The 26,289-nt window shown below is 37.7% G+C and carries 30 protein-coding genes, 1 other RNA gene and 1 pseudogene; 14 read left to right on the plus strand and 18 right to left on the minus strand.

Translation table 11 applies throughout. The features are described 5' to 3' along the window. Positions 1-20: 20 nt before the first annotated feature. On the minus strand, positions 21-950 hold the full coding sequence (locus MHH73_RS18985; protein ID WP_191812753.1) for a 3-hydroxyacyl-CoA dehydrogenase family protein: 930 nt from the start codon (positions 948-950) through the stop codon (positions 21-23). A gap of 183 nt (positions 951-1,133) precedes the next feature. Here MHH73_RS18985 and MHH73_RS18990 point away from each other — a divergent pair, with 183 nt between their 5' ends. Then, positions 1,134-1,910 (plus strand): 3-hydroxybutyrate dehydrogenase, encoded by a 777-nt coding sequence (locus MHH73_RS18990; RefSeq protein ID WP_191812755.1) that lies wholly within the window; start codon positions 1,134-1,136, stop codon positions 1,908-1,910. Between the two features lie 72 nt (positions 1,911-1,982). Here MHH73_RS18990 and MHH73_RS18995 read toward each other — a convergent pair whose 3' ends face one another. The 4 genes from MHH73_RS18995 to MHH73_RS19010 all read right to left on the minus strand — a co-directional run bounded on the left by MHH73_RS18995 (position 1,983) and on the right by MHH73_RS19010 (position 4,605). After that, the gene (locus MHH73_RS18995) at positions 1,983-2,210 is read right to left on the minus strand and encodes a hypothetical protein (RefSeq protein ID WP_191812757.1); all 228 of its coding nucleotides are present in this window, start codon (positions 2,208-2,210) and stop codon (positions 1,983-1,985) included. An 84-nt stretch (positions 2,211-2,294) separates the two neighbouring features. After that, on the minus strand, positions 2,295-2,945 hold the full coding sequence (locus tag MHH73_RS19000; protein ID WP_341068684.1) for an alpha/beta fold hydrolase: 651 nt from the start codon (positions 2,943-2,945) through the stop codon (positions 2,295-2,297). 91 nt (positions 2,946-3,036) lie between these two features. Then, positions 3,037-3,546, minus strand: coding sequence for a GNAT family N-acetyltransferase (locus MHH73_RS19005; protein ID WP_341068688.1), 510 nt, complete (start codon positions 3,544-3,546; stop codon positions 3,037-3,039). A 135-nt stretch (positions 3,547-3,681) separates the two neighbouring features. Then, on the minus strand, positions 3,682-4,605 hold the full coding sequence (locus MHH73_RS19010; RefSeq protein WP_341068690.1) for a helix-turn-helix transcriptional regulator: 924 nt from the start codon (positions 4,603-4,605) through the stop codon (positions 3,682-3,684). Positions 4,606-4,705: 100 nt separating this feature from the next. On the opposite strand from MHH73_RS19010, the gene MHH73_RS19015 reads away from it, so the two are divergent. The 4 genes from MHH73_RS19015 to MHH73_RS19030 all read left to right on the plus strand — a co-directional run bounded on the left by MHH73_RS19015 (position 4,706) and on the right by MHH73_RS19030 (position 8,528). Next, entirely contained in the window at positions 4,706-5,764 is a 1,059-nt protein-coding gene (locus MHH73_RS19015; RefSeq protein ID WP_341068693.1) for an ABC transporter ATP-binding protein, read from the plus strand. An 85-nt stretch (positions 5,765-5,849) separates the two neighbouring features. Further along, the gene (gene modA, locus MHH73_RS19020; protein ID WP_341068695.1) at positions 5,850-6,656 is read left to right on the plus strand and encodes a molybdate ABC transporter substrate-binding protein; all 807 of its coding nucleotides are present in this window, start codon (positions 5,850-5,852) and stop codon (positions 6,654-6,656) included. Beyond that, on the plus strand, positions 6,637-7,314 hold the full coding sequence (modB, locus tag MHH73_RS19025) for a molybdate ABC transporter permease subunit (RefSeq protein ID WP_341068697.1): 678 nt from the start codon (positions 6,637-6,639) through the stop codon (positions 7,312-7,314). The genes modA and modB overlap by 20 nt, the downstream gene beginning before the upstream one ends. 164 nt (positions 7,315-7,478) lie before the next feature. Beyond that, on the plus strand, positions 7,479-8,528 hold the full coding sequence (locus tag MHH73_RS19030; RefSeq protein ID WP_191812771.1) for an NAD(P)/FAD-dependent oxidoreductase: 1,050 nt from the start codon (positions 7,479-7,481) through the stop codon (positions 8,526-8,528). Between the two features lie 105 nt (positions 8,529-8,633). Here the strand turns inward: MHH73_RS19030 and MHH73_RS19035 are convergent, their stop codons facing one another. Further along, on the minus strand, positions 8,634-9,074 hold the full coding sequence (locus MHH73_RS19035) for an NUDIX domain-containing protein (protein WP_191812773.1): 441 nt from the start codon (positions 9,072-9,074) through the stop codon (positions 8,634-8,636). A gap of 121 nt (positions 9,075-9,195) precedes the next feature. Here MHH73_RS19035 and MHH73_RS19040 point away from each other — a divergent pair, with 121 nt between their 5' ends. Continuing rightward, the gene (locus MHH73_RS19040) at positions 9,196-9,390 is read left to right on the plus strand and encodes a helix-turn-helix transcriptional regulator (RefSeq protein ID WP_191812775.1); all 195 of its coding nucleotides are present in this window, start codon (positions 9,196-9,198) and stop codon (positions 9,388-9,390) included. A 39-nt stretch (positions 9,391-9,429) separates the two neighbouring features. Here MHH73_RS19040 and MHH73_RS19045 read toward each other — a convergent pair whose 3' ends face one another. Together MHH73_RS19045 and MHH73_RS19050 are read right to left on the minus strand one after the other, a co-directional pair. Beyond that, entirely contained in the window at positions 9,430-11,763 is a 2,334-nt protein-coding gene (locus MHH73_RS19045; protein ID WP_341068702.1) for a heavy metal translocating P-type ATPase, read from the minus strand. After that, positions 11,760-12,119 carry an ArsR/SmtB family transcription factor gene (locus tag MHH73_RS19050; protein ID WP_318245465.1) on the minus strand — a complete coding sequence of 120 codons (360 nt, stop codon included), beginning with the start codon at positions 12,117-12,119 and terminating at the stop codon, positions 11,760-11,762. The genes MHH73_RS19045 and MHH73_RS19050 overlap by 4 nt, the downstream gene beginning before the upstream one ends. A gap of 261 nt (positions 12,120-12,380) precedes the next feature. Between MHH73_RS19050 and MHH73_RS19055 the strand changes: the two genes are divergently transcribed. Then, positions 12,381-12,617: an indolepyruvate ferredoxin oxidoreductase subunit alpha gene (locus MHH73_RS19055; RefSeq protein WP_341068705.1), complete on the plus strand. Its 237-nt coding sequence runs from the start codon at positions 12,381-12,383 to the stop codon at positions 12,615-12,617. Positions 12,618-12,828: 211 nt separating this feature from the next. Here the strand turns inward: MHH73_RS19055 and MHH73_RS19060 are convergent, their stop codons facing one another. The 3 genes from MHH73_RS19060 to MHH73_RS19070 form a co-directional block, all read right to left on the minus strand. After that, positions 12,829-13,575, minus strand: a complete 747-nt coding sequence (locus tag MHH73_RS19060) for an amino acid ABC transporter ATP-binding protein (RefSeq protein WP_341068708.1) — start codon at positions 13,573-13,575, stop codon at positions 12,829-12,831. A gap of 15 nt (positions 13,576-13,590) precedes the next feature. After that, on the minus strand, positions 13,591-14,250 hold the full coding sequence (locus MHH73_RS19065) for an amino acid ABC transporter permease (RefSeq protein WP_191812784.1): 660 nt from the start codon (positions 14,248-14,250) through the stop codon (positions 13,591-13,593). 64 nt (positions 14,251-14,314) lie between these two features. Further along, the gene (locus MHH73_RS19070) at positions 14,315-15,106 is read right to left on the minus strand and encodes an amino acid ABC transporter substrate-binding protein (protein WP_191812786.1); all 792 of its coding nucleotides are present in this window, start codon (positions 15,104-15,106) and stop codon (positions 14,315-14,317) included. 244 nt (positions 15,107-15,350) lie between these two features. Between MHH73_RS19070 and MHH73_RS19075 the strand changes: the two genes are divergently transcribed. Then, a complete protein-coding gene (locus MHH73_RS19075) occupies positions 15,351-15,863 on the plus strand; it encodes a type 1 glutamine amidotransferase domain-containing protein (protein ID WP_341068710.1) in 513 nt (170 codons plus the stop codon). Positions 15,864-15,906: 43 nt separating this feature from the next. Here the strand turns inward: MHH73_RS19075 and MHH73_RS19080 are convergent, their stop codons facing one another. After that, a complete protein-coding gene (locus MHH73_RS19080; protein WP_191812790.1) occupies positions 15,907-16,302 on the minus strand; it encodes a winged helix-turn-helix transcriptional regulator in 396 nt (131 codons plus the stop codon). Positions 16,303-16,533: 231 nt separating this feature from the next. Here MHH73_RS19080 and MHH73_RS19085 point away from each other — a divergent pair, with 231 nt between their 5' ends. From MHH73_RS19085 to MHH73_RS19095, 3 genes are all read left to right on the plus strand, one after another. After that, positions 16,534-17,115 carry a TetR/AcrR family transcriptional regulator gene (locus MHH73_RS19085; protein WP_191812792.1) on the plus strand — a complete coding sequence of 194 codons (582 nt, stop codon included), beginning with the start codon at positions 16,534-16,536 and terminating at the stop codon, positions 17,113-17,115. 19 nt (positions 17,116-17,134) lie between these two features. Then, complete coding sequence (locus tag MHH73_RS19090; protein ID WP_341068713.1) at positions 17,135-18,340, plus strand: MFS transporter; 1,206 nt, start codon at positions 17,135-17,137, stop codon at positions 18,338-18,340. 145 nt (positions 18,341-18,485) lie between these two features. Continuing rightward, positions 18,486-19,136, plus strand: a complete 651-nt coding sequence (locus MHH73_RS19095) for a VTT domain-containing protein (RefSeq protein WP_341068716.1) — start codon at positions 18,486-18,488, stop codon at positions 19,134-19,136. A gap of 38 nt (positions 19,137-19,174) precedes the next feature. Here the strand turns inward: MHH73_RS19095 and arsC are convergent, their stop codons facing one another. From arsC to MHH73_RS19110, 3 genes are read right to left on the minus strand one after another with little or no spacing between them, the layout of a single operon-like run. Beyond that, a complete protein-coding gene (gene arsC / locus MHH73_RS19100; RefSeq protein WP_341068718.1) occupies positions 19,175-19,603 on the minus strand; it encodes an arsenate reductase (thioredoxin) in 429 nt (142 codons plus the stop codon). Positions 19,604-19,614: 11 nt separating this feature from the next. Further along, a complete protein-coding gene (locus tag MHH73_RS19105; RefSeq protein WP_341068720.1) occupies positions 19,615-20,916 on the minus strand; it encodes an arsenic transporter in 1,302 nt (433 codons plus the stop codon). An 11-nt stretch (positions 20,917-20,927) separates the two neighbouring features. Next, positions 20,928-21,263 (minus strand): ArsR/SmtB family transcription factor, encoded by a 336-nt coding sequence (locus MHH73_RS19110; RefSeq protein ID WP_191812803.1) that lies wholly within the window; start codon positions 21,261-21,263, stop codon positions 20,928-20,930. A 186-nt stretch (positions 21,264-21,449) separates the two neighbouring features. On the opposite strand from MHH73_RS19110, the gene MHH73_RS19115 reads away from it, so the two are divergent. The 3 genes and pseudogenes from MHH73_RS19115 to MHH73_RS19125 all read left to right on the plus strand — a co-directional run bounded on the left by MHH73_RS19115 (position 21,450) and on the right by MHH73_RS19125 (position 22,816). Then, entirely contained in the window at positions 21,450-21,752 is a 303-nt protein-coding gene (locus MHH73_RS19115; protein WP_341068723.1) for an ArsR/SmtB family transcription factor, read from the plus strand. Between the two features lie 18 nt (positions 21,753-21,770). After that, positions 21,771-22,173 (plus strand): annotated as a pseudogene (locus MHH73_RS19120) (ArsI/CadI family heavy metal resistance metalloenzyme). 259 nt (positions 22,174-22,432) lie between these two features. Continuing rightward, positions 22,433-22,816 carry a hypothetical protein gene (locus MHH73_RS19125; RefSeq protein ID WP_341068725.1) on the plus strand — a complete coding sequence of 128 codons (384 nt, stop codon included), beginning with the start codon at positions 22,433-22,435 and terminating at the stop codon, positions 22,814-22,816. A gap of 85 nt (positions 22,817-22,901) precedes the next feature. On the opposite strand, the gene ssrA is transcribed toward MHH73_RS19125, so the two are convergent. The 3 genes from ssrA to rnr form a co-directional block, all read right to left on the minus strand. Then, positions 22,902-23,261, minus strand: a transfer-messenger RNA (tmRNA) gene (ssrA, locus tag MHH73_RS19130). Between the two features lie 172 nt (positions 23,262-23,433). After that, complete coding sequence (gene smpB / locus MHH73_RS19135) at positions 23,434-23,901, minus strand: SsrA-binding protein SmpB (protein WP_341068727.1); 468 nt, start codon at positions 23,899-23,901, stop codon at positions 23,434-23,436. A 103-nt stretch (positions 23,902-24,004) separates the two neighbouring features. Then, positions 24,005-26,284, minus strand: a complete 2,280-nt coding sequence (gene rnr, locus MHH73_RS19140; protein ID WP_404826085.1) for a ribonuclease R — start codon at positions 26,282-26,284, stop codon at positions 24,005-24,007. Positions 26,285-26,289: the final 5 nt, after the last annotated feature.

The raw sequence follows: 26,289 nt of genomic DNA on the forward strand, positions 1-26,289 counted from the left end.
TGTCGTCCTACACCTAAGAATCATTTTTTCATTTTTGCTAAGCGAATAAAGGAACGGTCTCTTTCTAATAGTTTATTAGAAACCATCTCTCCTTCATATTGGAAAATCCCTTCACCTGTCTTCACACCAAGCTTCTTATCGGCTACTAAGTCAGAGATGATTGCTGGCGCTTCCTTTGTGTCATTTAATTCTGGAGCAACGTTATGAAATACTCTTTCCCAAGTATCTAATCCCCCGAAGTCAGCAATCTCAATCGGCCCTGTAAATGCCCAGCGGAACCCCGGTCCTGCGGTAATAGCCGTATCTATATCTTCAGCTGTTGCCACCCCTTCAGCCAATAGAGAAAAAGCTTCTCTCATTAAGGCTGTTTGTAATCGATTAGCAATAAAGCCAGACTTTTCTTTTTGTAAAATGACAGGTGCTTTGCCGATATCTTTCATAATGCTTCCTACTTCTTCAACAATTGCATCAGAAGTCTGTTCATGTTTAATCATTTCTACTAACGGAACTAGATGTGCTGGATTAAAGAAATGCGTGATCATCATTTGATTAGCAAACGTGGACTTCTCCATTAATCTCGTAATTGGAAAAGTAGATGTATTTGAGGCAACAATTGCTGTTGGTTGCTTCAATTCTTCCAACTGTTTATATAAATCCCACTTCCATTCAATCACTTCTGGTATTGCTTCAATAATTAAATCTGCTTTTTGAACAGCTTGAGATAAGTCAGCAACATATCCAATAGCATTCAAGCTTGTATCCGCTTCCTTTTCTGATAACACTTCCTCTTCAACAAGTAATGCTACATCTGCTGATATTCTTTTTTCTGCCTTATGTAATAATTCATCGTTTAAATCATTCAGTATCACGTCGTATCCTTTAGTCGCAAACGATATCGCAATACCTGTCCCCATTACACCTGAACCAATCACAGTGATATTTCTTATCATCGTTGTAACCTCCTTTAACTTTTCAATCATAAAAATGCAATAACTGTGCCAAAAATAAAATAATTGCGAAAACCATGAATGTATGTTACGATTTTTCCAGTTTTAACTCCCCAACTCCCTATTACTACTTTACACATCTTCATACTGAAATAAGCCACTAGATTGATATGGAGGAATGTCAAAATGGTATCTAATAAAGTGGCAATTATAACAGGTTCAGCACGAGGCATTGGCTATGAGATAGGCAAAATTTTTGCCGAAAACGGAGCAAAGGTCGTTCTATCTGATATGAATGAAGAGGAAGTCAAAAAATCTGCGCAATTACTTCAAGAAAAAGGGTTAGAAGTGTCTGGCTTGAAAGCTGATGTAACAAAAGAGGAAGACATTATCAGCCTGATTGAAGAAACAAAAAAAACGCACGGAAGCATTGATATCTTTATTAATAATGCCGGTTTGCAGCATGTTGCACCGATAGAAGATTTCCCTACTGAGAAATTTGAGCTGATGATTAAAATCATGCTCACAGCACCATTTATTGCACTCAAACACGTACTACCAATAATGAAAGAACAACAATCTGGTCGCATCTTAAATATTGCATCCATTAATGGATTAATCGGTTTTGCCAACAAAGCAGCCTACAATAGTGCGAAACATGGTGTGATCGGCTTAACAAAAGTGGCCGCACTAGAGTCAGCAGCAGATGGCATTACAGTCAACGCCCTTTGCCCTGGTTATGTTGACACACCACTAGTCCAAAACCAATTACAAGACTTAGCCACAACTAGAAATGTTCCATTAGAAAATGTACTTGAAGAAGTCATCTATCCGCTCGTTCCACAAAAACGCTTACTACAAGTAAAAGAAATTGCTGACTACGCTATGTTCCTAGCCAGTGATTTAGCAGGAGGCGTAACTGGTCAAGCGATCGTGATGGATGGTGGGTATACGGCGCAATAAGTGCCAAAAAGAGAAAGCTAGAATCAAACTAAAAGAAGTGCTGCTCCTTATCAGTACTTCTTTTAATTGTATTTACATCATTTTGAGAACTTTTTGTAAGCAACTTACTATCACGGCGATAAATAATACTATCCCACTATTAACAAGCAATATATATCCTATTTGCAGACCATAAAAAACGGTAAACGGACCGCAGATTATAGAGACAGCTATTAAACTCCCCATACCACCAAATACAGGGGCAAATGCTAGAATAATGAGTGCTCCCCTTGTATATACTTCTTTTGTTAAACGCTGCATACGCTCCAACTATATTGGCAATGGCAATAAAAACAATCATCAAAATTGAAAGAATCACCATTTATCCTCCTTAAGTTAAATCGCTTATTTTAAATCCGTATTCACTAAGAAAGTTTCCACTTCCTTTGCAAATTGTTGCGGCATTTGTATATTCAGTTCATGGTTACCCTTCTCTATGATTTGTAATTGAGCACGAGGGATCAATTCTGTCAATTCTTTTGCAGCAGGCATATTGATACGGTCTTTTGAACCAACCAACACTAAGGTGGGAATGTTGATTTGATGCAATGAATGAGATAAATCATAACTAACCATTGATTGGTAAAGGGGAATGATCGTTGATTTTTCTATCCCTTGCTTTCGCCACACTTTTGCTGGTATTAGCTTAAATATATATTTTTGCAGCTGAAATATGCTTTTGATTTGCCACCCATTTACTAATGAGTACGGTGTTCCTGATAACACCATACCTCTTAAATGAGGGTTTGTGATAAGTGCTTGTTGCAATGCAAAACACCCGCCTAATGATAGCCCAATGATGATAAACGGGGTATTTATTGTATGAAGCACATTTGTTAAAGACTTAGATAACTGATTGAAAGTAATAGTGTCAGATGTTTTCACTAATTCATCTATAGAAATGAACGTAGTATCGTATCCGTCCCCCATAAACTTCTTAACCTTAATCCAACTATCATTGGTTTGGCCTAATCCATGCAAAAAAACTAGTTTCATCCATTTCCCACCACCGATTTTTAATTATGTCCTGTAGCTTAGTTATTTTGTATATACCTACATCCCAAAATTTTACCAACTCTTTTTGCTACTAAATATCCCGCGCATATCGCAAAGTTTTATATTCGCCTTGCCCCTTGTTATACCAACCTTTCTGTTCATGTTGCAAAACGAAACCTTTTGCCTCATAAAAGGGAATGCCCATTCTATTTCCCTTTTGAACAGAAACCCATTGTTCTTTTACACCGTAGATTTCTTTTTGTTGTTTCGTGATTGCATGTAATAATTTTGTGCCGATACCTTGGTTTTTCCTAGTTGGATCAAGGTATAAAACAAAGATTTCCCCGATTCCTTCACCAGTCAATCCACCGCCACCTGCACCAATAACATGCTCATTATCTACTGCTACAAAATAACCTCCCCATTGTCGATTCCTCGTTTCAACTTCTGCTGAAACTCTAGCAACATTGTAAAAATCACTGATCACGCTCTCAATATATTCCTTTGTATATAAATCCTTATAGGTCGCCCGATATCCATCCGAACACACCTTAATAATCCCATTAACATGGGTTGAATTAGCTTGCATGATTTTTATCATGTACATCCCCCTTTCATAGAAAAATCAGAATTTTGTTACACTAATTTTACCATAGAAAGAAGTGACGGATGGCAAGACATGTTATTCTCAACAAAAAACCTACTGTCTTTTTCAGACAATAGGTTTTTCCTTCACTTATGATTCGTAAATAACTTCTCCACATTTGCCTAAATCATAGCCGTATAGCTGTTCGATTTCCTTTTTATAACTAGAAGAATTAACCGTTTCTTTCAGCAATTGCACGAGTTCTTCATTTTCCTTAAGAATGATGAGATCATATTGTTCAGATATTAATGGAATAAAGTCAACATTGACCATTTTTGTTACGTTTTCAATACCTATACCAATATCAGCCTGACCGCTCGCGACAGCTGATGCAACTGAGTAATGGCTTGTTAACACATGATCATACCCATTCAGCTTGTTAGCATTGAATCCATGAACTCTAAGTTGTTCATCCAATAATACTCTTGCCCCTGAGCCAACTTCCCGATTCATGATCGTAACATCCGAACGTCCAAGATCTGCCCACCCTTGAATATGAAGAGGGTTTCCTTTTTGTACGTAGATACCCGCCGTACGGTAAACAAGATTCAGCTGGATAAACGGTTGACTGACAAGAATCTTCTTCACATAGGACGTATTATATTCTCCAGTATCACCATCAAACAAATGACAACTAACGACATTACATTCTCCGCGATACATCGAAAATAAACTATTCAAGCTCCCACTATATAGCCTTAATGGCGATTGTCCTTTTTTATTTTCTATATGCTTAGCCAGTATATCTAGAACAATATCTTGTCCACTTATAATCACATGACCATCATCAATGGATTGATCTTTCTCTTTTCCTTCTTTCACAGGTTTATTCTTGGTGATGCCTGTTTTACTTTTGGATTTGTAACGCTCCAAATCAATGGCATCAATTCTCATTTGCCTCCCTACTCGATAAGCAGGGAGTTGATCCTTTTTAATAAGATCATATACTGTTAGCTTTGAAACCTTTAATAATTGTGAAACTTCTTCAATTGTATAAGATGCATCATTCGTCAAGCGCATCACCTCCAGGATATTTCAAAAAAGGTTCGTCTTTTGTTTATGTTTTTATTATAATAAACAATAACTAATTATAACTAATTAAAAGGCGGGCAAAATGACACAATTAATCTTTGAACATATTTCTAAATCTTACCAGGTTGGTGAACCAGTCATAAAAGACTTCCACTTTGAAACAAAAGAACAAGAGTTCATTGTCTTTGTTGGACCATCTGGTTGTGGAAAATCAACGATTCTAAAAATGATAGCCGGCTTAGAAGACATCACTTCCGGAAGATTACTGATTGATGGGAAAGAAATGAATAACGTCCCTACTAGAGAGCGCAATCTATCAATGGTCTTTCAAAATTATGCATTATATCCTCATATGACAGTATATCAAAACATCGCTTTCGGTTTAAAGATGAGGAAAGAAAAGAAAACTGATATAAAGAAAAAAGTGTTGAAAACCGCAGAGATTACTGGCTTAACAAATTTGTTGACAAGAAAACCGGCAGATCTATCCGGAGGACAAAGGCAGCGTGTAGCCCTTGCTCGGGCAATCGTTTGCGATAATCCCGTTTTTCTAATGGATGAACCACTTTCTAACCTAGATGCCAAGCTGCGTACACAAATGCGCAGAGAAATTACACTTTTGCATGAAAGGCTAGCCACTACGACAATTTATGTCACCCATGATCAAACAGAGGCAATGACAATGGCTGATCGTATTATCGTATTAAAAGATGGAAGTATTCAACAAGTGGGTACACCACATGAAATATACGAAACGCCAGCTAATCTTTTTGTCGCCAGCTTTATAGGATCACCAGCTATTAATGTTTTAAACGGAAAGATCGAATCCAATGTCATTACAATTGACGGAATTCCGACTATTTTCTCACGTAAAAACTTAAGAACAACTAAGGAGGTCCTAGTTGGCATTCGTCCAGAGCATTTAATCATAGATGAATATAATTCACTCTTGACCGCCACCGTTGAAGACTTAGAAACTCTTGGTGCAGATACTATTATTTATGCAAAACACAACCAGATTCATTTAACGATCAAAGCACCTGGATTATTATCCTTCACTAAAGGTGACCAATTACCTTTATCAATCGCCGATGAACATCTCCTTCTATTTGATAAAGCGTCAAAAAAAGTAATTCTTTAGTATAAAAAGTATTTTATTTTATAACTAGTTATAATAAGATATAAAAAGATATAACCAATTAGAGGAAAGATGGAGATGATTCAACTTGTCAAAACAATTAAAGCTTATCTGTTTATTACTCTTAGTCACTTTATTTACCGTAGCGTGTTCTCCAAATGAAGAAGAAGCTGCCCCAAAAGAAACAGATCATGAAGGAAAAGAATCCGTAGAATTAACAATTTCTGCTGCTGCCAGTTTGCAAGATGCCCTGTCAGAAATCGATGAAATGTATGCAGATCAACACCCTGAGACAAAACTAACATTCAATTTCGGTGGTTCAGGTTCTCTCCAACAACAAATATCCCAAGGCGCACCAGTTGACCTCTTCTTCTCAGCTGCAGAAGATAAATTCGATACTTTAGTAGAAGAAGGAAATATTGCAAAAGAAGATGGTGTGGATCTATTAGGGAATAGCTTAGTGTTAATCGCGCCAAGAAATGAAGAAAATTTAACAAGTTTTACAGATTTAACGCAAGAGGATGTTGAACAAATTTCACTTGGTACACCCGAATCTGTTCCAGCAGGTGCTTACGGTGTCGAATCACTTGAAAATATGGGCTTATGGAACGAGCTAAAAGCTAAAACCGTTTACGCAAAAGATGTGAGACAAGTTCTTTCTTATGTGGAAACCGGCAACGTAAATGCAGGCATTGTTTATAAAACAGATGCACTCGTTTCTGATAAAGTTGAAATTATTGATACAGCAGGTGCAGATACACATACACCCATTATTTACCCTGTTGGTATCGTAAAAGACACAAAAAATTACGATGCAGCGAAGGAATTCTATACCTTCTTACAAACCGATGAAGCATTAAAGGTCTTTGAAAAATATGGATTCACTGCTCAATAATATTACCAGTCCAACCTTTTTAAGTCCCATATGGATCTCTTTAAAAATTTCCATTCTCGCTGGAATAATCGTAGTAATCATCGGAACAATTGCTGGCTATTTTCTAGCAAGGAAGTCTTTTAAAGGAAAAGCAGTCGTCGAAACGATTTTAATGTTGCCAATGGTACTACCACCGACGGTCGTCGGCTTCTTATTAATTGTCATTTTTGGTAAAAATAGTTGGGCTGGTCAAGCCCTCACTTGGTTATTCGATCGGCCCATTATTTTCACTTGGTCGGCTGCAGTCCTTGCCGCCATCGTCGTCGCTTTCCCTTTAATGTATCAATCAGCTAAATCTGGCTTTCTCAGTATTGATCGTGATATCGAGGATGCCGCACGTGTGGATGGTGCAAATGATTGGAAAGTATTTTGGCTAATATCTGTTCCATTAGCTTCTAAAGCGCTTATTTCTGGCGCTATTTTAAGCTTTGCCAGAGCACTAGGAGAATTCGGCGCAACATTAATGTTTGCAGGTAATATTCCTGGGGAAACACAAACGATTCCTATTGCTATCTATCTAGCCATCGATTCCGGTCAAATGACCATGGCTTGGCTATGGGTAGGTGCTATGATTATTATTTCCTTTATCATCCTTTTAACGATTAGAGTAAAAGAATAAAAAAATCGTAGAGATTATCCACACACTCTGCGATTTTTTTGCTAAATCAATTGGCCTATGATTCTTATAATGAAAAAGTAGGAAGTTCCTCTTGCAGAAAAGAGGAAAAAGCGTTATCCTTTAATGAGAATGATAATCAATTGCGGAAATTAGGAGGGATCAAGATGGAACAGCACGAGTTATTTGATGTGACGGTTATTGGTGGAGGTCCAGCAGGCTTGTACTCTACTTTTTATAGTGGGTTACGTTCCATGAAGACCAAGATTATTGAATTTCAACCACAGCTTGGCGGGAAAATTCATGTGTACCCAGAAAAGATGATTTGGGACGTAGGTGGCCTAGCTCCTGTGCCTGGTGAGAAACTAATCGAACAACTCGTTACTCAAGGCTTAACATTTGATCCCACTGTTGTACTAAATGAAAAAATTGTAAAAATCGATCAAGATGACAACCGTATCTTTCATCTACATACCGCATCAGGACAAATACATTTTTCCAAAACGGTCATTGTCGCTGTAGGTGGGGGGATCTTAAAACCACAGAAGCTTCAAATCGAAGGTGCAGAAAAATATGAAGTATCCAATCTCCACTATACAGTGAAATCCATTCAAAGCTTCCGTGATAAAACGGTTGTGATATCAGGTGGAGGAAACTCAGCTGTCGATTGGGCAAATGAACTTGTTCCTTATGCAAAAAAAGTTTATTTGACTTACCGTAAAGGTGAATTAAGCGGACATGAGGCACAAGTAGAACAACTGAAGAATAGCTCAGCTGAAGTCATTTTCCACTCTTCTATTACTAAGCTTGTTGCTGGTGAGAGACAAGATCGTATTGAACATGTTGAATTAACTAATCATGAATCAGGTGAAATATCCACCCTTGCTATAGATGATGTGATTATCAACCATGGATACGAAAGAGATTCAGCCCTCCTCAATAATTGTGATATGCAAATCGACATGATTGATGATTTTTATATTGCAGGTAGTAGCAGAAGTGAATCATCTATCCCTGGCTTATATGCAGCAGGAGATATTCTGAAACATGATGGTAAAGTTCACCTCATTGCCGGCGCCTTCCAAGACGCTGCCAATGCTGTCAACCATGCGAAGACCTATATCGATCCAGAAGCCAATGGATTTGGAATGGTTTCTTCACATAACGAATTGTTTAGTGAGCGGAATAAGGAATTGAAGAAGAAAATCTATAAATAATTTCACGTATTAAATATAGATTGTATATATGGAGAGTGTATGGTCAAAAGTATGGATACTTTTGATCATTTTCTATATAGGCGTGCAAAACTAAATTCTTGTCTCTCAGTTCACATCCCCAAGATATACAGGAGAATGATCATCGAGAATGTATTTTGTTAGCTCTTGAGGATATATCCGAAGTGCCTCAATGCTTTTTAAGGGTATCCAATCTATCCCCACTTGGTGATCATCTTCCAGAATCGCATCATTCTGCTCTAACAGATGACAGGTGAAGAAGAATTCAACTTGATGTACCTCTTTATGCTGTGATGAAAACTCATGATTTCTCCCTATGTATTCACGAATATAACGAAGATTTCCTACTTTAATAATTGCTCCCGTTTCTTCTAAACACTCTCTTTTCACTGTTTCTTCAAGGGTTTCCCCATGGTTTTGTCCTCCCCCAGGAAAAACATAAAAGATGCCACATTCATCAATACATTTAACTAATAACAAGCGTTCGCCTTCTATTGTTATCGCTCTACTTGCATTTCTTATTTCCATCTCTCCACCACCTTTTCTCCTATTACCACAGTGTAAATGCACAAAAATACTGAAAACACTCATTTTTTATGGTACTATATAACTAGTTAACTTCATTTGTAAAAATAACCAAGGAGCCTCTATGTCTAAACAATTAGGATTGAACTTAAAAGTAGAAAGATTAAAGAAGCATATGACGCAAAAGGAATTAAGTGAGCGCATAGGCATTAGTGCCCGTACGATTTCACGGTATGAATTGAATCAAGCAAATCCAAAGGAAAAAACATTGATTAAGTTTGCAGAATTTTTCGGAAAAACAATAGAGCAACTGAAGTAATATGGTACTATTCAAACAAAAAGGAGGCATTACGCCTCCCTACTCTTTCACTTTCATTAAGCGCATACTATTTAAGGCCACAATTAAAGTAGCACCAATATCTGCTACAATTGCAATCCATAAAGTTAACCAACTTGGGACAACGAGTAGTAGAGCAATCAGCTTAATCGTAAGTGAGAAGATAATGTTTCCTTTTATGATTCTCATTGTTTTTCTACTTAACTTCATCGCAAAAGGAAGCTTTGATAAATCATCACCCATGAGAGCAATATCCGCCGTTTCTAAGGCCGCATCCGTACCTGCTCCTCCCATCGCAATCCCCACTTGTGCAGAAGCAAGAGCAGGAGCATCATTTACGCCATCACCGACCATTGCTACATGTCCGGACTCTTTTTGCAGTCTTTTTACGAGTGCTAATTTTTCTTCCGGTAATAATTCTGCATACACTTTCGATACTCCAGCTAATTCCCCGATTCTACTGGCAGCCTTATGGTGATCTCCTGTCAACATCACCGTTTGTTTAATACCTAATTGGTGTAGCTTTTCTATTACCGCTTTGCTTACTTGGCGGATTTCATCAGCAATGGCCATTGTTACGAGTATCTTTTTTTCTGTTCCAAAAACAATGACTGTTTTTCCTTCACTTTGTTGTCTTCCAATTATTTCACTTATAATCTCAGGCATTACTTGTAATTGGGTAAAAAGTTGCGGATTTCCAATATAGTATTTATCTCCATTTATCTTTGCCTGAACCCCTTTACCTGTTAGTGAAGCAAAGTCTGTTACTTCAATGTCTTTATCTTTTAACCCTTTTTCATCTGCTAAATGAATAACAGCAGCAGCTAATGGATGTTGAGAAAGTTTTTCAATACTAGCAATCATTCGTAGCCACTCATCGCTTTCTTTCTCATCATCATGGACATTAAAATCAGTAACTACCGGTTCCCCTCTTGTTAACGTCCCTGTTTTATCAAAAGCTACTGTTTGTATATGCGACAACTCTTCTAAATAGATACCACCTTTAATGAGCACGCCGTGTCTAGCTGCATTCCCGATTGCTGAAACAAGGGCAATTGGTGTCGAAATGACAAGGGCACAAGGACAACCAACGACTAAAACGGCTAATGCTTGGTAAACCCAAGTTTCCCAGCTCCCATTTAACAATAATGGCGGGATGATGGCAATGAGAACAGCTATGAACATAATCACTGGTGTGTAGTATCTTGCAAAACGGTCGATGAAAGCTTGTGCAGGTGCTTTTTCACCCTGTGCTTCCTCTACTAAGTGAATGATTTTGGCAATTGTCGTATCACCAACCAATTTTGTAATCTTCACTTCTAAATAACCGTCTTGATTCAGAGTACCTGCATATACCTCATCATCTACACCTTTTTCAACTGGAATGGACTCACCAGTAATCGATGCCTGATTGATGGATGATAAACCTTTAACAATCATGCCATCCATGGCAATTTTTTGTCCTGGCTTCACTAACATAATATCGCCAACTAGAATTTCTTCAACAGACACAACCTGCTCTATATCGCCCCTTCTAATGGTTGCTTTCTTCGGAGCAATTTTCATAAGGGAGCGAATAGACTGTCGTGCTTTTTCCATCGAATAGCGCTCCAGTTCTTCACTTATGGCAAATAAAATGACAACAACGGCTACTTCACCCCACTCGCCTATGATCGCCCCACCAATGACGGCTACAGTCATTAATGTTTTCATATCAAAATCTAGCTTTATTAGATTCTTTACACCTATCTTTAATAAATCTAAGCCACCAATAATTATCGAGAAAAGAAACATTGAAACCGTAAGATAATGGCTCTCTCCTAACCCAATCCAGGATAGATAGCCAAATATTACAAACAAACTAGCAATAAGCACACGACTGTATTTTTGTATAAACGAAGTTGACTCCTTTTCATTTAATCCGACATGGGCATTTTCTTCGACTACCTTTAAATTTTCAAAAGCGCCTGCTTGTTCTAATGCTGCAATCGATACTTCCCCCTGTACAGAGAGTTTACTTGCACCAAAATTCACATGGGCATCTTGTACACCAGACAAATTCTTTACATTTCTTTCAAACTTGGCAGCACAATTTGCACAAGAAAATCCTTCCACACGATAAGTCTTTTCAGTTATTCTCTGTTCAGGAATAACTTTAAGTTTTTCAAATGCACCCGCTTTTTCAATGTCGCTAAGAGGGGCTTCTCCTACAATTGAAAGTTTAGAAGCACCGAAATTTACATGCGCTTCTTTTACTCCGGGTATGTTTTGTACGTTTTTCTCAAATTTCCCAGCACAATGAGCGCATGAAAATCCTTCAATCCGATAGTTCTGTTTAGCTTCACCTTCACTCATTGATTTGGCCGCCCTTCCTGATGATGAATATATGCAATCTGAATTAATTGTTTCACATGGAGATCATCTAAAGAATAATAAACAAGCTTTCCTTCTTTGCGAAATTTCGCTAATCCAATATTTTTTAATAATCTTAAATGATGGGAAGCAGTTGCCATTGAACAACCAATGATTGTTGCAACGTCACAAACACAAAGTTCTTCTTCTATTGTAAGAGCATAAGCAATTTTTATACGTGTAGCATCCGATAAAGCTTTAAAGATTAGCTCAAGTCCTGTTATATCGTTCATTTCTTGCTTGACGCGACTAACCTTCTCTTCATCATTACAAATCACTTCACAAACCTCAGCATCTATCTTCACCTTGGCAACCAAAATAAAAGCACCTCATTCAAACGAATATTTGATTATATCTTCAGTCTATGTAATGGAAGTGGTTATTGTCAAAGAAAAAAGGAAGAATATTTCAAAAGTAATGAGCATTTCTATACTCAATTGCCAAAAATAGGTTTAAATGCAAGAGAAAAGAGGAATACAGGTAAAAATATTTAATTATACAATAGACACACATTTGTGAAGAAAACACTTCAGATATAAACGATGGGAGGGAAGAGAAATATGGCTTACGTAATTACATCTCCTTGTATTGATGAACAGGCCGCTGATTGCCTTGACTCATGCCCGGTCGATTGCATTGAAAAAGGGGAAGATCAATATTTGATTGATCCTTCAATTTGTATTGATTGCGGCGCATGTGAAGCGGTTTGTCCAGTAGATGCTATCTTCTATGAAGAAGATGTACCTGATGAGGAAGATTCTTTTATCGCGAAGGCAAAAGCCTATTTTGATGCTTAATGAAAGTGTGAACGGAGTGTACAAACGATGGTACTCCGTTCACATTTTTGTATTTAGACTATAGCCGGTGGTAAGCTGTTGTATGTTAGAATCGGGGATTCTATCGCATTTAACATTGTTTCGAAGGAAACTTCTTTTATTCTAGCTCCTCTTCTGAATCATAAGGCATCATAGTAACACCCTCTACCAATTAGATAGAGGGTATTATACTTTATTTTAGATTTCTCTTTAGAAACGCTTTTGTTCGCTCATGTTGAGGTGAAGTAAATAATTGATCTGGCTTACCTTCTTCAACCACTTCACCTTGATCCATAAATATGCTTTTTGTTGAGACTTCTTTGGCGAAGCCCATTTCATGGGTCACAACGATCATCGTCATTTTTTCTTTTGCTAATTCCTTCATTACTTGCAATACTTCAACGGTTAGCTCAGGGTCCAATGCCGAGGTCGGTTCATCGAACAACAGAATTTCTGGTTCCATCATTAGAGCTCTTGCAATGGCCACCCGTTGCTTTTGCCCACCGGATAAATTACCAGGAAAGGCATCCATCCATTCCCTTAATCCTACCTTAGCTAATAATGTCTCGCTTCGTTGTCTGATTTCCGCTTTTGTCCCCATTTTAGCCATGTTCGGTGCGATTTCTAAGTTCTCTCGGACTGTTAAATGTGGGAATAAATTAAAATGTTGAAACACCATACCCATTTTCGCAATCATATTTTTCACATTTTGAGGTTTAGCATACTTTCCATTTTCCACTAATGCCTCCCCATCAATGATGATTGAACCGCTGTTGATTTCTTCTAATTTAATCATACTGCGAAGTAGCGTACTTTTTCCTGAACCTGAAGGACCGATAATTGACACCACTTCATTTTTCTTAATATTAAGGCTGATTCCTTTTAATACTTCTGTTTTACCGAATGACTTTTTTACATCAACCACAGAAATAACTGTCATACTAAGCGCTCCTTCCTATGCGTATCTAAATCTTCTTTCAATCCATTTAAAAATAAACGAAAGCACAAGTGTCATCAGTAGATAGATGATGCCTGCTAAGAAGAATGGCATGATAGTAAAATCACGATTGACTGCCGTTTGAGCAAAGTGTAAAAGTTCCGGAACAGCGACTGCATATAATAACGCTGTATCCTTTACTAACGTAATAGATTCATTCGCAATCGCTGGTAATGCCACCCGGATCATTTGAGGAATGATGATACGTGTCATTGTTTGCCAGCGATTTAACCCTAGTACATGCGCTGCTTCATATTGACCTTTATCTATTGAGATTAAGCCCCCGCGAAATATCTCAGCAAAATAAGCGGCATAATTCAAGATAAACCCTAAAGCTGCGGCAACAAAGCGATCAAGGACTAAATATTCACCTACGACTGGAAGCATCGGTAACCCGAAACAAATAAATAATAATTGCAATAGTAAAGGTGTTCCCCGCATCACATAAATATACGTATGGGCAAACCAAGATAAAGGCTTGATCTTACTACGAGCTGCTAGTGTTAATAAAAATCCAAGTGGAATTGAGGCAATAATGGCAATGATAAAGAGCAACACTGTAATTTGCGCGCCTTCTAGCATAGGTTTAAGTAACGTCATAATATAATCAAGTGACATCGTTCATCCTCCAAAAACAAAACAGGGTTTCCTCCAATTAGGAAATCCTGCTGTTATTCATTTATTATTTCAATAATAAATCTTCACCAAACCATTTCTCGGAAATATCTGCCGCCGTACCATCCGCAATCATTTCATCTAATGCTGCTTGTAAATCTGCTAACAATTCTTCATTTCCTTTTTTCACACCAATACCATACTCTTCTGGTGCCAGTGATTCCTCAAGGACTTTAAAATTTTCATTTTCCTTTGTCATATAATAATCAATGACGATTTCATCAATGACTACTGCTTCGACGCGACCATTCTTCAAATCTGCTAACGCTAAAACATTATCTGAGAACTCTGTAACCTCTTTTACTTTTTCACTAATTTCATTTCCACTTAAGGCATCAGCAGCCGATGATAAGGATTGTAAGCCTACTACTTTTCCTTCTAAATCATTAATAGTTTCAATATTAGAATCTGCCTGCGTCACAACCACTTGTGCATTACTTAAATATGGCTTAGTAAATAAGACCTTCTCTTTTCTTTCATCTGTAATCGTATAACCATTCCATATGAGATCGATACGACCACTACTTAATTCAGACTCTTTTGTTTTCCAATCAATCGGTTGAAAGACAGGTGTTGCTCCCATTTTTTCTACTACCGCTTTTGCTAAATCAATGTCAAAACCGACAATTTCATTATTCTCATCCCGGAACCCCATTGGTGCAAACTTATCATCTATTCCGATAACGATTTCCTTTCCTTCTTCTGAACCTTTCTCCTCACTAGATGTTGTTGAGCCGCAAGCAGCTAGAAATCCGACTGCTAAAAGTGATAAAACAAAAAGCGTTAATTTTTTCCCCATGATTAAGCCCCCAATTTATAAATATACAAATACTTTAGTCTGCTAATATATTAGAGTGATAAAACAAATCTATCATATGAGTCAAATCTATGTCAATCATTATTTTAATATATGCAAATCAAGTGTATATTCTGATACTTCATAGTTACTTCAAAGTAACTATGTGTAACGAAAGTGCGTTCTTCACATTTGTTGTTTAACGATTTACGATAAGAATAGATTACAAAGTAGGAGTGATATTGAAATGGGTAAAAAAATTGCCGCTCTTGTAACAGATATGGTGGAAGAAATTGAATTAACTGATCCGGCTGAGAAAATGAGAGAAGCTGGCCACACGGTGTCCATTGTAAATGCTGAAGTAGGAAAAGAAATCAGAGGAAAAAATGGCCAAACTTTCACTGTGGATAAAGGGCTTGATGAAGTAAGTCCAGAAGACTTTGACGCTTTGCTTATTCCTGGAGGGTTTTCTCCGGATTTATTAAGAATTAATCCTGACCACGCCACATTTGCCAAACATTTTATCGCAGAAGGCAAACCGGTATTCGCTATTTGTCATGGACCTCAATTTTTAATTGATACAGATTTATTAGAAGGAAAAAGGGTGACGAGCTTCATTTCTGTTCGTAAAGACTTAATCAATGCTGGAGCACAATTTGTCGATGAAGAAGTAGTTGTTGATCAGCAACTTGTAACAAGTCGTACACCAGATGACTTACCTGCTTTTAATCGTGAGGCATTGAAATTATTAAATAACTAATAATAAGGCTAAAGCTTAGCTAACAATAAAAACCAGCTTAGGATTACTTCTCCTCAAAGCTGGTTTTTAAAATGCCTTCTTCTTGTAGCTGTTGGATGCGGTTCGTACCCCATTCATACATCATTTCTATGATAGGTAATAACGAATAACCTAATTCCGTCATAGAATACTCCACTTTCGGCGGCATCTCCGGATACACTTTTCTACTGATCATCCCGTCTTCTACTAACTCTTTTAATTGATTAGATAGCGTTTTATGCGATACACCATCAAAAAGTTTTTGGAGGCCATTAAAACGGTAAGGACCTTCTACACCTAAATGCCAAAGGATGACAACTTTGTACTTGCCACTTATCACTGATAAAGTGAACTCCTTCGCACAGTGGTAATAACCACTTTCTAGCTTTTCTTTTATATCTTCCCGAAGAGACTCACACATGATTATCTACCTCCATCTCACCTATCCATCCTTTAAGAGTTTATTTTAACATATCAAACCTTTTGTATATCTAATGGTATTTCTATCCCACCATCTACAGATTCTAAATAATGTATTTCTACTTCGTTTAGCGACTAATATTGCTGAAATTTGCCAACTAATTTTTATTGCTTTTACTTAAACCCTCTGATAAGATAACTTACGAACGTTCGTTAATCAGGGGTGAGTGAAATGAAAAGTGATGATATAAAGGAAGCAGCTTTGAAATATTTTACGATACATGGATATGAAGGTGCTTCCCTTTCCCAAATAGCAGAAGAAGTTGGCATGAAGAAACAATCATTATATGCTCATTTTCGCGGGAAAGATGATTTATTTCTTCAGGTGTTACATGATGCCAAAGAAACTGAACTACTAAGCAAATTACAATATTTTAGTAACCTTCGTAGCTCACAACCAGAAAAAGATTTATACGGATTTTTACAACTAATTGTTGATCTCTTTCAACAGAATGAGCAATTGAAGTTCTGGCTAAGAATGTCTTTCTTCCCACCTGCTCATCTTCAAAAAGAGGTTGACCTTGAAGTCATTGATATAGAAGAAAAAACGCAAGCCTTATTACAGGAAAAATTCCAGCAATGGATAAATGAAGGGCTATTGCATGCGGAACATCCACGCATACCTACACTTGCATTCTTTGGTGTTGTCGATAGCATCATGCTTGAGCTTGTCTATATGAGTGATACAAAACGATTACAAGAAAAACTAGAAGCCTCATGGAAAGTATTCTGGAGAGGCATCTCGATACGTTAAGAAAAAAGAGGTGTTTCAAATGGAACAAAAACCGTTAAAAGAACAAAAAACTGTCTTACTTATTTTATTAAGCAATATTTTCATTGCCTTTTTAGGCATAGGACTCATTATTCCGGTCATGCCTTCATTTATGAATATTATGGACTTATCTGGAAGTACAATGGGCTATTTAGTTGCTGTCTTTGCTTTAGCTCAATTGATTACTTCCCCTTTTGCAGGTAGATTCGTTGACCGATTTGGTCGAAAAAAAATCATTACAATTGGGTTATTTCTATTCGCTATCAGTGAGTTGGTTTTTGGATTAGGTACTCATATTTCTGCCTTATATCTATCCAGAATTTTAGGCGGGATCAGTGCAGCTTTTATTATGCCTGGGGTAACAGCCTATGTAGCCGATATCACTACATTAAAAGATCGGCCAAAGGCAATGGGATACGTGTCAGCGGCCATTAGCACTGGATTCATTATAGGGCCAGGAATCGGTGGCTTTATCGCCGAGTATGGGATTCGCCTGCCTTTCTTCTTTGCAGCAGGTATTGCCTTCTTGGCATGTATTTTATCCATCTTTATATTAAAAGAACCACTTACAAAAGAGCAGATGAAAGAGCTTTCTGAAAATGCAAAGAAAACTAGCTTTATCGCAGACTTTAAACGCTCCTTCAATCCGTTATACTTTATTGCGTTTATCATCGTCTTTATTCTAGCTTTCGGTTTATCTGCCTATGAAACCGTATTTAGCTTATTCTCAGACCATAAATTTGGCTTTACACCACAAGATATTGCGATCATTATAACGGTCAGCTCAATATTCGGGGTCATCGTCCAAATCTTCTTATTCGGAAAAATGGTCGACAAAATTGGTGAGAAAAAAGTGATCCAGTTTTGTTTAATCATGGGGGTAGTCTTAGCATTTGCTTCAACAGTTATATCTGGATTCTGGATGGTGCTATTAGTGACGGCCTTCATCTTCTTAGCATTTGATTTACTACGTCCGGCACTTACCACATTCCTTTCCCGATCAGCTGGGAAAGAACAAGGCTTTGTCGCTGGAATGAACTCAACTTACACAAGTCTCGGTAATATTGCCGGACCAGCAGTTGCAGGCATTCTATTCGATGTCAATATCCATTACCCTTTCCTATTTGCAGGTGTTGTGATGCTGCTGGGTCTGGGGATAACGTATTTATGGCGTGAGAAAGAGTTTGTTGAAAGTACAGCGGAATAATTAAAAAGAGTCATCATGTGTATACCTCTCAGGAACACATATGACTCTTTTTTTCTATGTAACAAAAAGGGCGGATTTCTTATTTCCTTCTTCACATTGAATGAATATGATGCCTCTAATGAGTCTAATATCAGGGGCGGGTATAATGGAGACAATTTTTTACACGATGAGCACATTTGATAAACAACTGGGGGAATTCCTTGCTTCTTATGGTTTATATATTTATGCACTGTTATTTTTGTTTATATATTTAAAAACAGCATTCATCGTACTTACCTTTATTCCAGGTGATTCACTCGTCTTTGCAAGCGGCGCTCTTGCAGCAGTCGGTAATTTGAATATCGAAACACTAGCCATCGTCTTTTTCCTTGCTACAATCTGTGGAGATAACCAAAACTTTTCGATTGGAAGAGTAATCAAAGGCTGGAATAGTAAAAGATTAAAGCCATTTTTATTTAAAGAAACACAACTCCAACGAGCAGAGCAATTTATGAATCGTTACGGTAAGATATCTATTATCACTGCTAGATTTATTCCACTTATGCGTACAACTGTCCCGGTAGCAAGTGCGATGATGAATTATTCTTATCGATCTTTCTTTAAACATAATGCCCTTGGCGGCTTTCTCTGGGTGTTTTTTTGGTTATTAGCTGGACTTTTATTGGGGCAAATGCCAATTGTAGAACAACACCTCGTTGCCTCACTTTTGGTCCTTTCACTTATCCCTTTTAGTATACCGGTCGTTTTCTTATTAATGAAAAGAAAAAACAGATCTAGGATTAAATCGAATACCTAGATCTGTTTTTGTTGGTGAAAAAAAATAATTGTCGCTCTTCAACGAAGGTTTTCATTTTCCTCAGCAAACCGCTTCAACCGCTCGCCTATTTCATCTCTTACACGGGTAAACATCTGCCACTTTTCCTCTTCCGTGCCGATTGCTTTGGCAGGATCATCAAATCCCCAATGTTCTCGTTTCACTTTTGAAGGCGTCATTGGACATTTATCAGCAGCATCGCCACATAAGGTGACAACCAAATCCGCTTGATTTAAGATGGCGTCATTTATCACATCCGATGTTTGCTTTGAGATATCTATCCCCGCTTCTTTCATCGCTTCTACCGCTTTTGGATTCAGTCCATGTGCTTCGATTCCTGCACTGTAAACTTGCCAGTCGTTACTTAAATAATGCTTTGCCCAACCTTCAGCCATTTGACTTCGGCAAGAATTCCCTGTACAAAGAAAATAAATGATCTTTTTCGTCATATAAACACTCCTTAATGAATAATCAATAACCATATATAGAGACCTAATAAGGTGATAAATAAGGTGGGAATCGTTAGGATGATACCAGTTTTAAAGTAGGTACCCCAAGAAATCTTCACCCCTTTAAGCGATAACACATGTAACCATAATAAAGTAGCAAGTGACCCTATTGGCGTGATTTTAGGTCCAAGGTCAGAACCGATCACATTGGCATAAATCAAGGCATCTTTCATTACACCTGTTGCATTCGTATCAGCAATCGCTAACGCATCAATCATCACTGTCGGTAGATTATTCATGACCGAAGACAAAATGGCGGCAATAAAGCCCATGCCCATTGTTGCGGCAAACAATCCTTGATCAACGGTTATTTGAAGAACATCTGTTAACAAGCTCGTTAACCCGACATTCCGTAAACCATACACAACAACATACATCCCGACTGAGAAGAAAACAATATTCCACGGTGCGCCCTTCATGACGGTTTTTACATCAACCGCTTCACTTCTCCTGGAAATAATCAGAAAAACAAACGCTATAATACTAGCAATAATCGATACCGGCACACCAACAAACTCACTAGCAAAATAGCCAACTAGTAAGATCGCCAAAATCCACCATGAGAGTTTGAATAATCGTGGATCTTTTATCGCTACACGCGGCTCCCGCAATTGCGTACCATCATAACGACCGGGTATGCTTTTTCTAAAAAACAAATAGAGAACCAAAATACTTGCTGCAACAGAAAATAAATTCGGCACAATCATGACAGTGAAAAATTCCACAAATCCGATGCCAAAGAAATCAGCCGATACAATATTAACAAGATTACTAACCACAAGGGGTAATGACGCTGTGTCAGCGATAAAACCACTTGCAATAATGAACGGAAAGACCATTTTCTCATTAAAATTCAAGTTCCTTACCATCGAAAGAACAATCGGTGTCAAAATCAAGGCAGCCCCATCATTCGCAAACAGAGCCGATACAATCGCTCCAAGCAAAATCACATAGACAAACATTTTTACACCATGTCCTTTTGCCGCTCTAGCCATATGCAAGGCAGACCATTCAAAGAAACCAATCTCATCTAAAATTAAAGAAATAATAATAATAGCGATAAATGTTAACGTTGCATTCCAGACAATTGATGTCACATCCAAAACATCTTGGAAATCTACTACACCAACTAGTAAAGCAAATATCGCTCCACCACAGGCTGACCAACCAATAGACAAACCTTTAGGTTGCCAGATGACTAAAATAAGTGTGATTAAAAAAATCACCGATGCCAAAACCACTGACGTTGTCATACAAATCCTCCTTAATCACACATAACGCGCAACCCTTGTTTTTCAAGACTTTCGAGTAACCCCTCTTGACTAGGAAGCTGATTTAATAAAGTACAGACGAAGGGAAAGTTCTCATATTGTTTATTCAAACCGTAATAAACCCATTGTCCTTTTCTCGATTCAATGATCAAACCAACATCACGTAACTTCCGTAAATGCTGACTAATAGCCGGCTGACTCATATCAAATAAATGAACTAGCTCACATACACAGCATTCCCTTGATTCAAGAATCTTCACCATCTTTAACCTTGTTTTATCGCCTAACAGCTTTAACACAAGCGCAACTTCCTCAATTGTACTTTTCATTTAGGTACTCCTTTATTATATAAGTAAATGCTTATATTCTTATGCTATTTTATAGGTAAATGTATGGTTAGGCAATCCCTTTTGTAAAAAACACATCAATTTTTTTTGATATATAGCTTGTTTTTCCAATTATAGTTAAAGTATACTGAAGTCACATCAAAAAAATTTGATAGGAAGTGTAATCTATTGAAACCATTTATTGAATATGAAAAACAATTTAAAGCATTAGCCGACCAAAAAAGGCTAGAAATTATGTATGAGTTATGCCAACGCGGACAGACATGCGTTTGTGATTTATCTGAGATTTTCTCCCTTCCGCAATCGAAATTATCCTATCATTTAAAGATTTTGCTCGAAGCTGGTTTAATTACAAAAGAGACAAAAGGAAAATGGAATTACTATGAATTAAATGAGCAATCCGTGAATCATCTCTTATCAGAAGAACTTTGTTGTATCTTTAGAAAATCAAGTCATTCGTGTTGTAATTAAAAAAAGGAGGCATTTCAAATGAAATATGTGCATATCGGTATGAACGTAAGCAATTTAGAAGCATCCATTGCCTTTTATTCAAAAGTATTCGGTGTTTCTCCAATCAAGGTCAAACCCACTTACAGTAAGTTTTTACTAGAACAACCTGGACTCAACTTTACCCTTAATGTTAAAGACGAAGTAAACGGTAATCAAAGTGAATCACTTTGGCTTCCAAGTAGAAACACAAGAAGAAATCGATCACCATAAACAACGATTAGAAAAAGAAGGATTCTTCGCACGTGAAGAACGCGATACCACTTGCTGCTACGCCCTACAAGACAAGTTTTGGATCACTGATCCGGATGGGAATGAGTGGGAGTTTTTTTATACGAAGGCGGATCGTGGGGTTCAGAATGAGGAATGTTGTGTGAATAGATAAGGGATAATGTTTTTTTGTTCCGTAATTCTAAATGCTTGGTCTTCTTTATAGGTGAACGATAATTTTTTGAGAACTTCCTTAATCAGTTAAAATCCGAAATTTCAGCAATGATCACTCATCCGCTTGTTTGCATAGCCCCAACTAATTATTTTTTTCAAAGCTAGAGTTGCAAGTTACTTTTGAACTTCATAACCACCAATTTATAAAAAAGGAGGAATAAGCCCTGTTAAAGAAAAAATACTATAAAATATTTGTTCTATTGATTCTATTAAGTGTCATTATTTATATAGCGTATTATTATATAAATAATAATAGACTTGTTAGTGCAGTTTATTCTTTTAGGGGTGAAGGAACAGATTGGCTTGTAACATCTAAATATACATCTATTCATCAGAATAACTATAGGCATGAGGTAATAATAGAATATACTGGTGATGAAGAAAATGTGTTAGTTGATCGTTGGCTTTATAGGTCTCCACAATTCGGAACCGGTGGCGGTGAACAAACGCTTGATGAAAATAACCAGCTTAGTAAAAGAGATGAAGGGACATTCATGTTTACTCCAAATAAAATGCATACATTCGAAATAGAATGGAATGGAAATAAAGAGAAGTTTGATGTTAACTTATTAAAGAATGATTAATTTTTAGTACAAATCTATGCATGGTTGTTACTATAATTAGTGCTTGAAATTTTTTAATCAAATAAAAAACCACCAAATATGTATTTGGTGGAGACGGAGGGAGTCGAACCCTCGTCCAAAGATATTGGCACTTAAGCTTCTACGAGTGTAGTCGATATATTCGTGTTTCGCTGCTCCTTATGCCTATCGACGGGCGTCCGGGCAGCTAGTCTGGTTGTTCTCTTCCTTCATCCTCAGACGGTGGAATCCGGCGTAGCCCACTTAATTTGAGTCCCTTACCCTACCACATGGGCGATGGTGGGAGGAACCGCTAAAGGCCTATTAGGCAGCTAAAGCGAAGTTGTTTTGTTGTTTGCCAGTTATAGGCTTTGACGTTTTAACGAGGACGATCCCCTCGACTCGCAACCTAAGCTCAAACTATCCCTGTCGAATCCGTAGCGTCCCCATTGTTTAGTAGCAGTTTTTAAAGCTGCTAGCTGTATTAGGTGCGCAACTGTATCGTTGCAGCATACGGAATGCTCGATGAACTTTGAGCATAGATTGTGCACTTCTTTTTGAAGTGACAATTACTATTATAGCACAAACAAACAAAATATCAATTGTAAGCTTTTGGTATATTACATTTTTTGTCTTTCGCGGAAGGCACGCTCCACTTCTCGTTTCGCTTCTTTGCGTTTTAAGTCTTCGCGCTTGTCATATTTCTTTTTACCCTTTGCTAATCCAACTAAAACCTTTGCGAAACCATTTTTTAAATATAGTTTTAATGGAACAAGGGCATAGCCGCTTTCTTTTGACTCACCAATTAGTTTGTTGATTTCTTTCCGGTGTAGTAAAAGCTTTCTCGTTCTTAATGGATCGTGGTTATGAATATTACCTTGCTCGTAAGGACTAATATGCATACCAATAATGAATAATTCATTATTAACAATTCGTGCATAAGCATCTTTTAGGTTCACACGTCCGTTACGAATAGATTTAATCTCTGTTCCTTGTAAAACAATACCCGCTTCATATGTTTCTTCGACCGTATAATCATGATAGGCTTTTTTATTTTGGGCGATTGTTTTCCCTGTACCTTTTGGCATCTCTTTCTCATCTCCCTTAAATCACAGCAGTTTTATTTATTTTAGCAAAAACAATGGGAAGAAGGAAGAAAGCCTTACAAAAAAGGCTTCCTCCATTAGATTATTAACGCTTCTTTTTTCGTTTGGCTTTCGGCGCATTCTCATAGAATTTGCGCTTTTTCTTTTTTTTACCATCTGGCTTACCAGGTTTTGCGCCTCGTTCTGGCGCCGCAGATTTCCTTGGTTTTCTTTCTGAACTGCCTGTTTTAAACACTTTTGTTTCTTGTCGGCGTTCTCTTCTAGGCGTACCTTTCATTCCGACAATCTCAAAGTCAATCGCACGTTCGTCTTTATTGACATTAATGACGCGAACGGTAATTTCATCACCAATGCGGAATACATTGCCTGTACGTTCGCCGATCATCGCCATTTGTCGTTCTTCATAGCGATAATAGTCATCGGTCATATAGCTGACATGGATTAAACCTTCTATCGTGTTTGGTAGTTCAACAAACATCCCAAAGTTCGTGACAGAGCTAATCATACCATCATATTCTTCGCCAATTTTATCAAGCATATATTCTGCCTTTTTCAATTCATCGGTTTCACGTTCGGCATCGACTGCTCTGCGCTCCATTTCAGAAGCATGATCCGCGATTTCAGGTAACATCGCATTCCATTTTTCTTGGGTGCGATCGTCTATCTTACCTTCGATCAAATACGTACGAATGAGACGGTGAACAATCGTATCTGGATATCGACGAATAGGTGAGGTGAAGTGTGTATAAAACTCTGTTGATAACCCAAAGTGACCCAAGCTTTCTGGATCATACTTCGCTTGTTGCATAGAACGAAGCATCATTGTTGAAATCACCATTTCCTCTGGTGTTCCTTGTACTTCTTCTATAATATCTTGTAATGCCCGCGGATGAACGGAGTTGGCTGTTCCTTTCACGATATAACCAAAGTTTGTAATAAACTCAAAGAATCTTCTGAGCTTATCTTCTTTCGGATCTTCGTGAATACGGTAGATGAACGGAACTTCCATCCAATGAAAATGCTCGGCAACCGTTTCATTCGCAGCTAACATAAATTCTTCAATGAGTCTTTCTGCTACTGAACGTTCGCGAATGACCACATCTTTTGGGTCACCCTCTTCATTTACTAACACTTTCGCTTCTTTAAAATCAAAATCAATGGCACCACGATGCATACGCTTTTTGCGAAGAATCGCAGCTAATTCTTCCATACGTTTAAACATCGGTACAAGTGGCTCATAGCGTTCAATTAATTGTTCATCATTGTCTTCTAAAATCTTATTCACGTCCGAATAAGTCATTCTTTCCGTTGTTTTGATGACGCTTTGGAAAATCTCATGATTGACCACTTCACCATCAGGCGTAATTTCCATCTCACATGAAAGCGTGAGACGATCTACTTTTGGATTCAATGAACAAATCCCATTCGATAGGCGATGAGGAATCATTGGAATCACACGATCGACTAAGTACACACTTGTTGCTCGTTCCTCTGCTTCGACATCAATCGGTGATCCTTCAGTTACGTAATAAGATACATCAGCAATATGCACACCTAATTTATAATGACCATTATCAAGCTTCGTCACAGTAACAGCATCATCTAAATCTTTCGCATCTGCCCCATCAATCGTAACAATCGTTTCGCCTCTTAGGTCCCGGCGATTTTCAATTTCTTTTTCATCGATTTCATCAGGCGTTTCTTCTGCCTGCTTTAACACATCATCGGGGAATTCCATCGGTAAGCCATGTTTGTGAATAATGGAAAGAATATCAACACCTGGATCGTTTTTATGACCCAGAATTTCCATTACTTCACCTTCCGCACTCTTTCTTCCTTCAGGATAAGTAGTGAGTTTAACAACGACTTTATGTCCTTCTACTGCCCCTTTAGAAGCAGCTTTCGGGATAAAGATATCACTGGCAAACTTTTTATCATCTGGAATAACAAAGCCAAAATGCTTACTCTCAGTGTATGTACCAACGATTTGTTGCACACCACGTTCTAAAATGCGGACGATGGTTCCTTCTTTTCTTTGACCAGCGCTTTCTGCTGCTACACGTGCTAAAACAATATCACCGTGCATAGCATTATTTGTTTCATTTGGTGGGATAAATAAATCATCGAGTCCAGGTTCGTCTGGAATAACAAAGGCAAACCCCTTGGCATGGCCAGATAATTTCCCGCGCACAAGATTCATTTTTTCAGGTAATCCGTAGCGATTACTTCTTGTCCGCACAACTAAACCTTGTTCCTCCATAATAACTAATGTCTTGACAAAATCCTTAAATTGGGTGGAGTCTTCTATCCCAAAAGCCTCCTCCATTTCTTGTACTGTTAGCGGCTTGTACGCCTCGTCCTTCATATAAT

Source organism: Cytobacillus sp. FSL K6-0265, from assembly GCF_038003465.1.
Lineage (GTDB): Bacteria > Bacillota > Bacilli > Bacillales > Cytobacillaceae > Cytobacillus > Cytobacillus stercorigallinarum.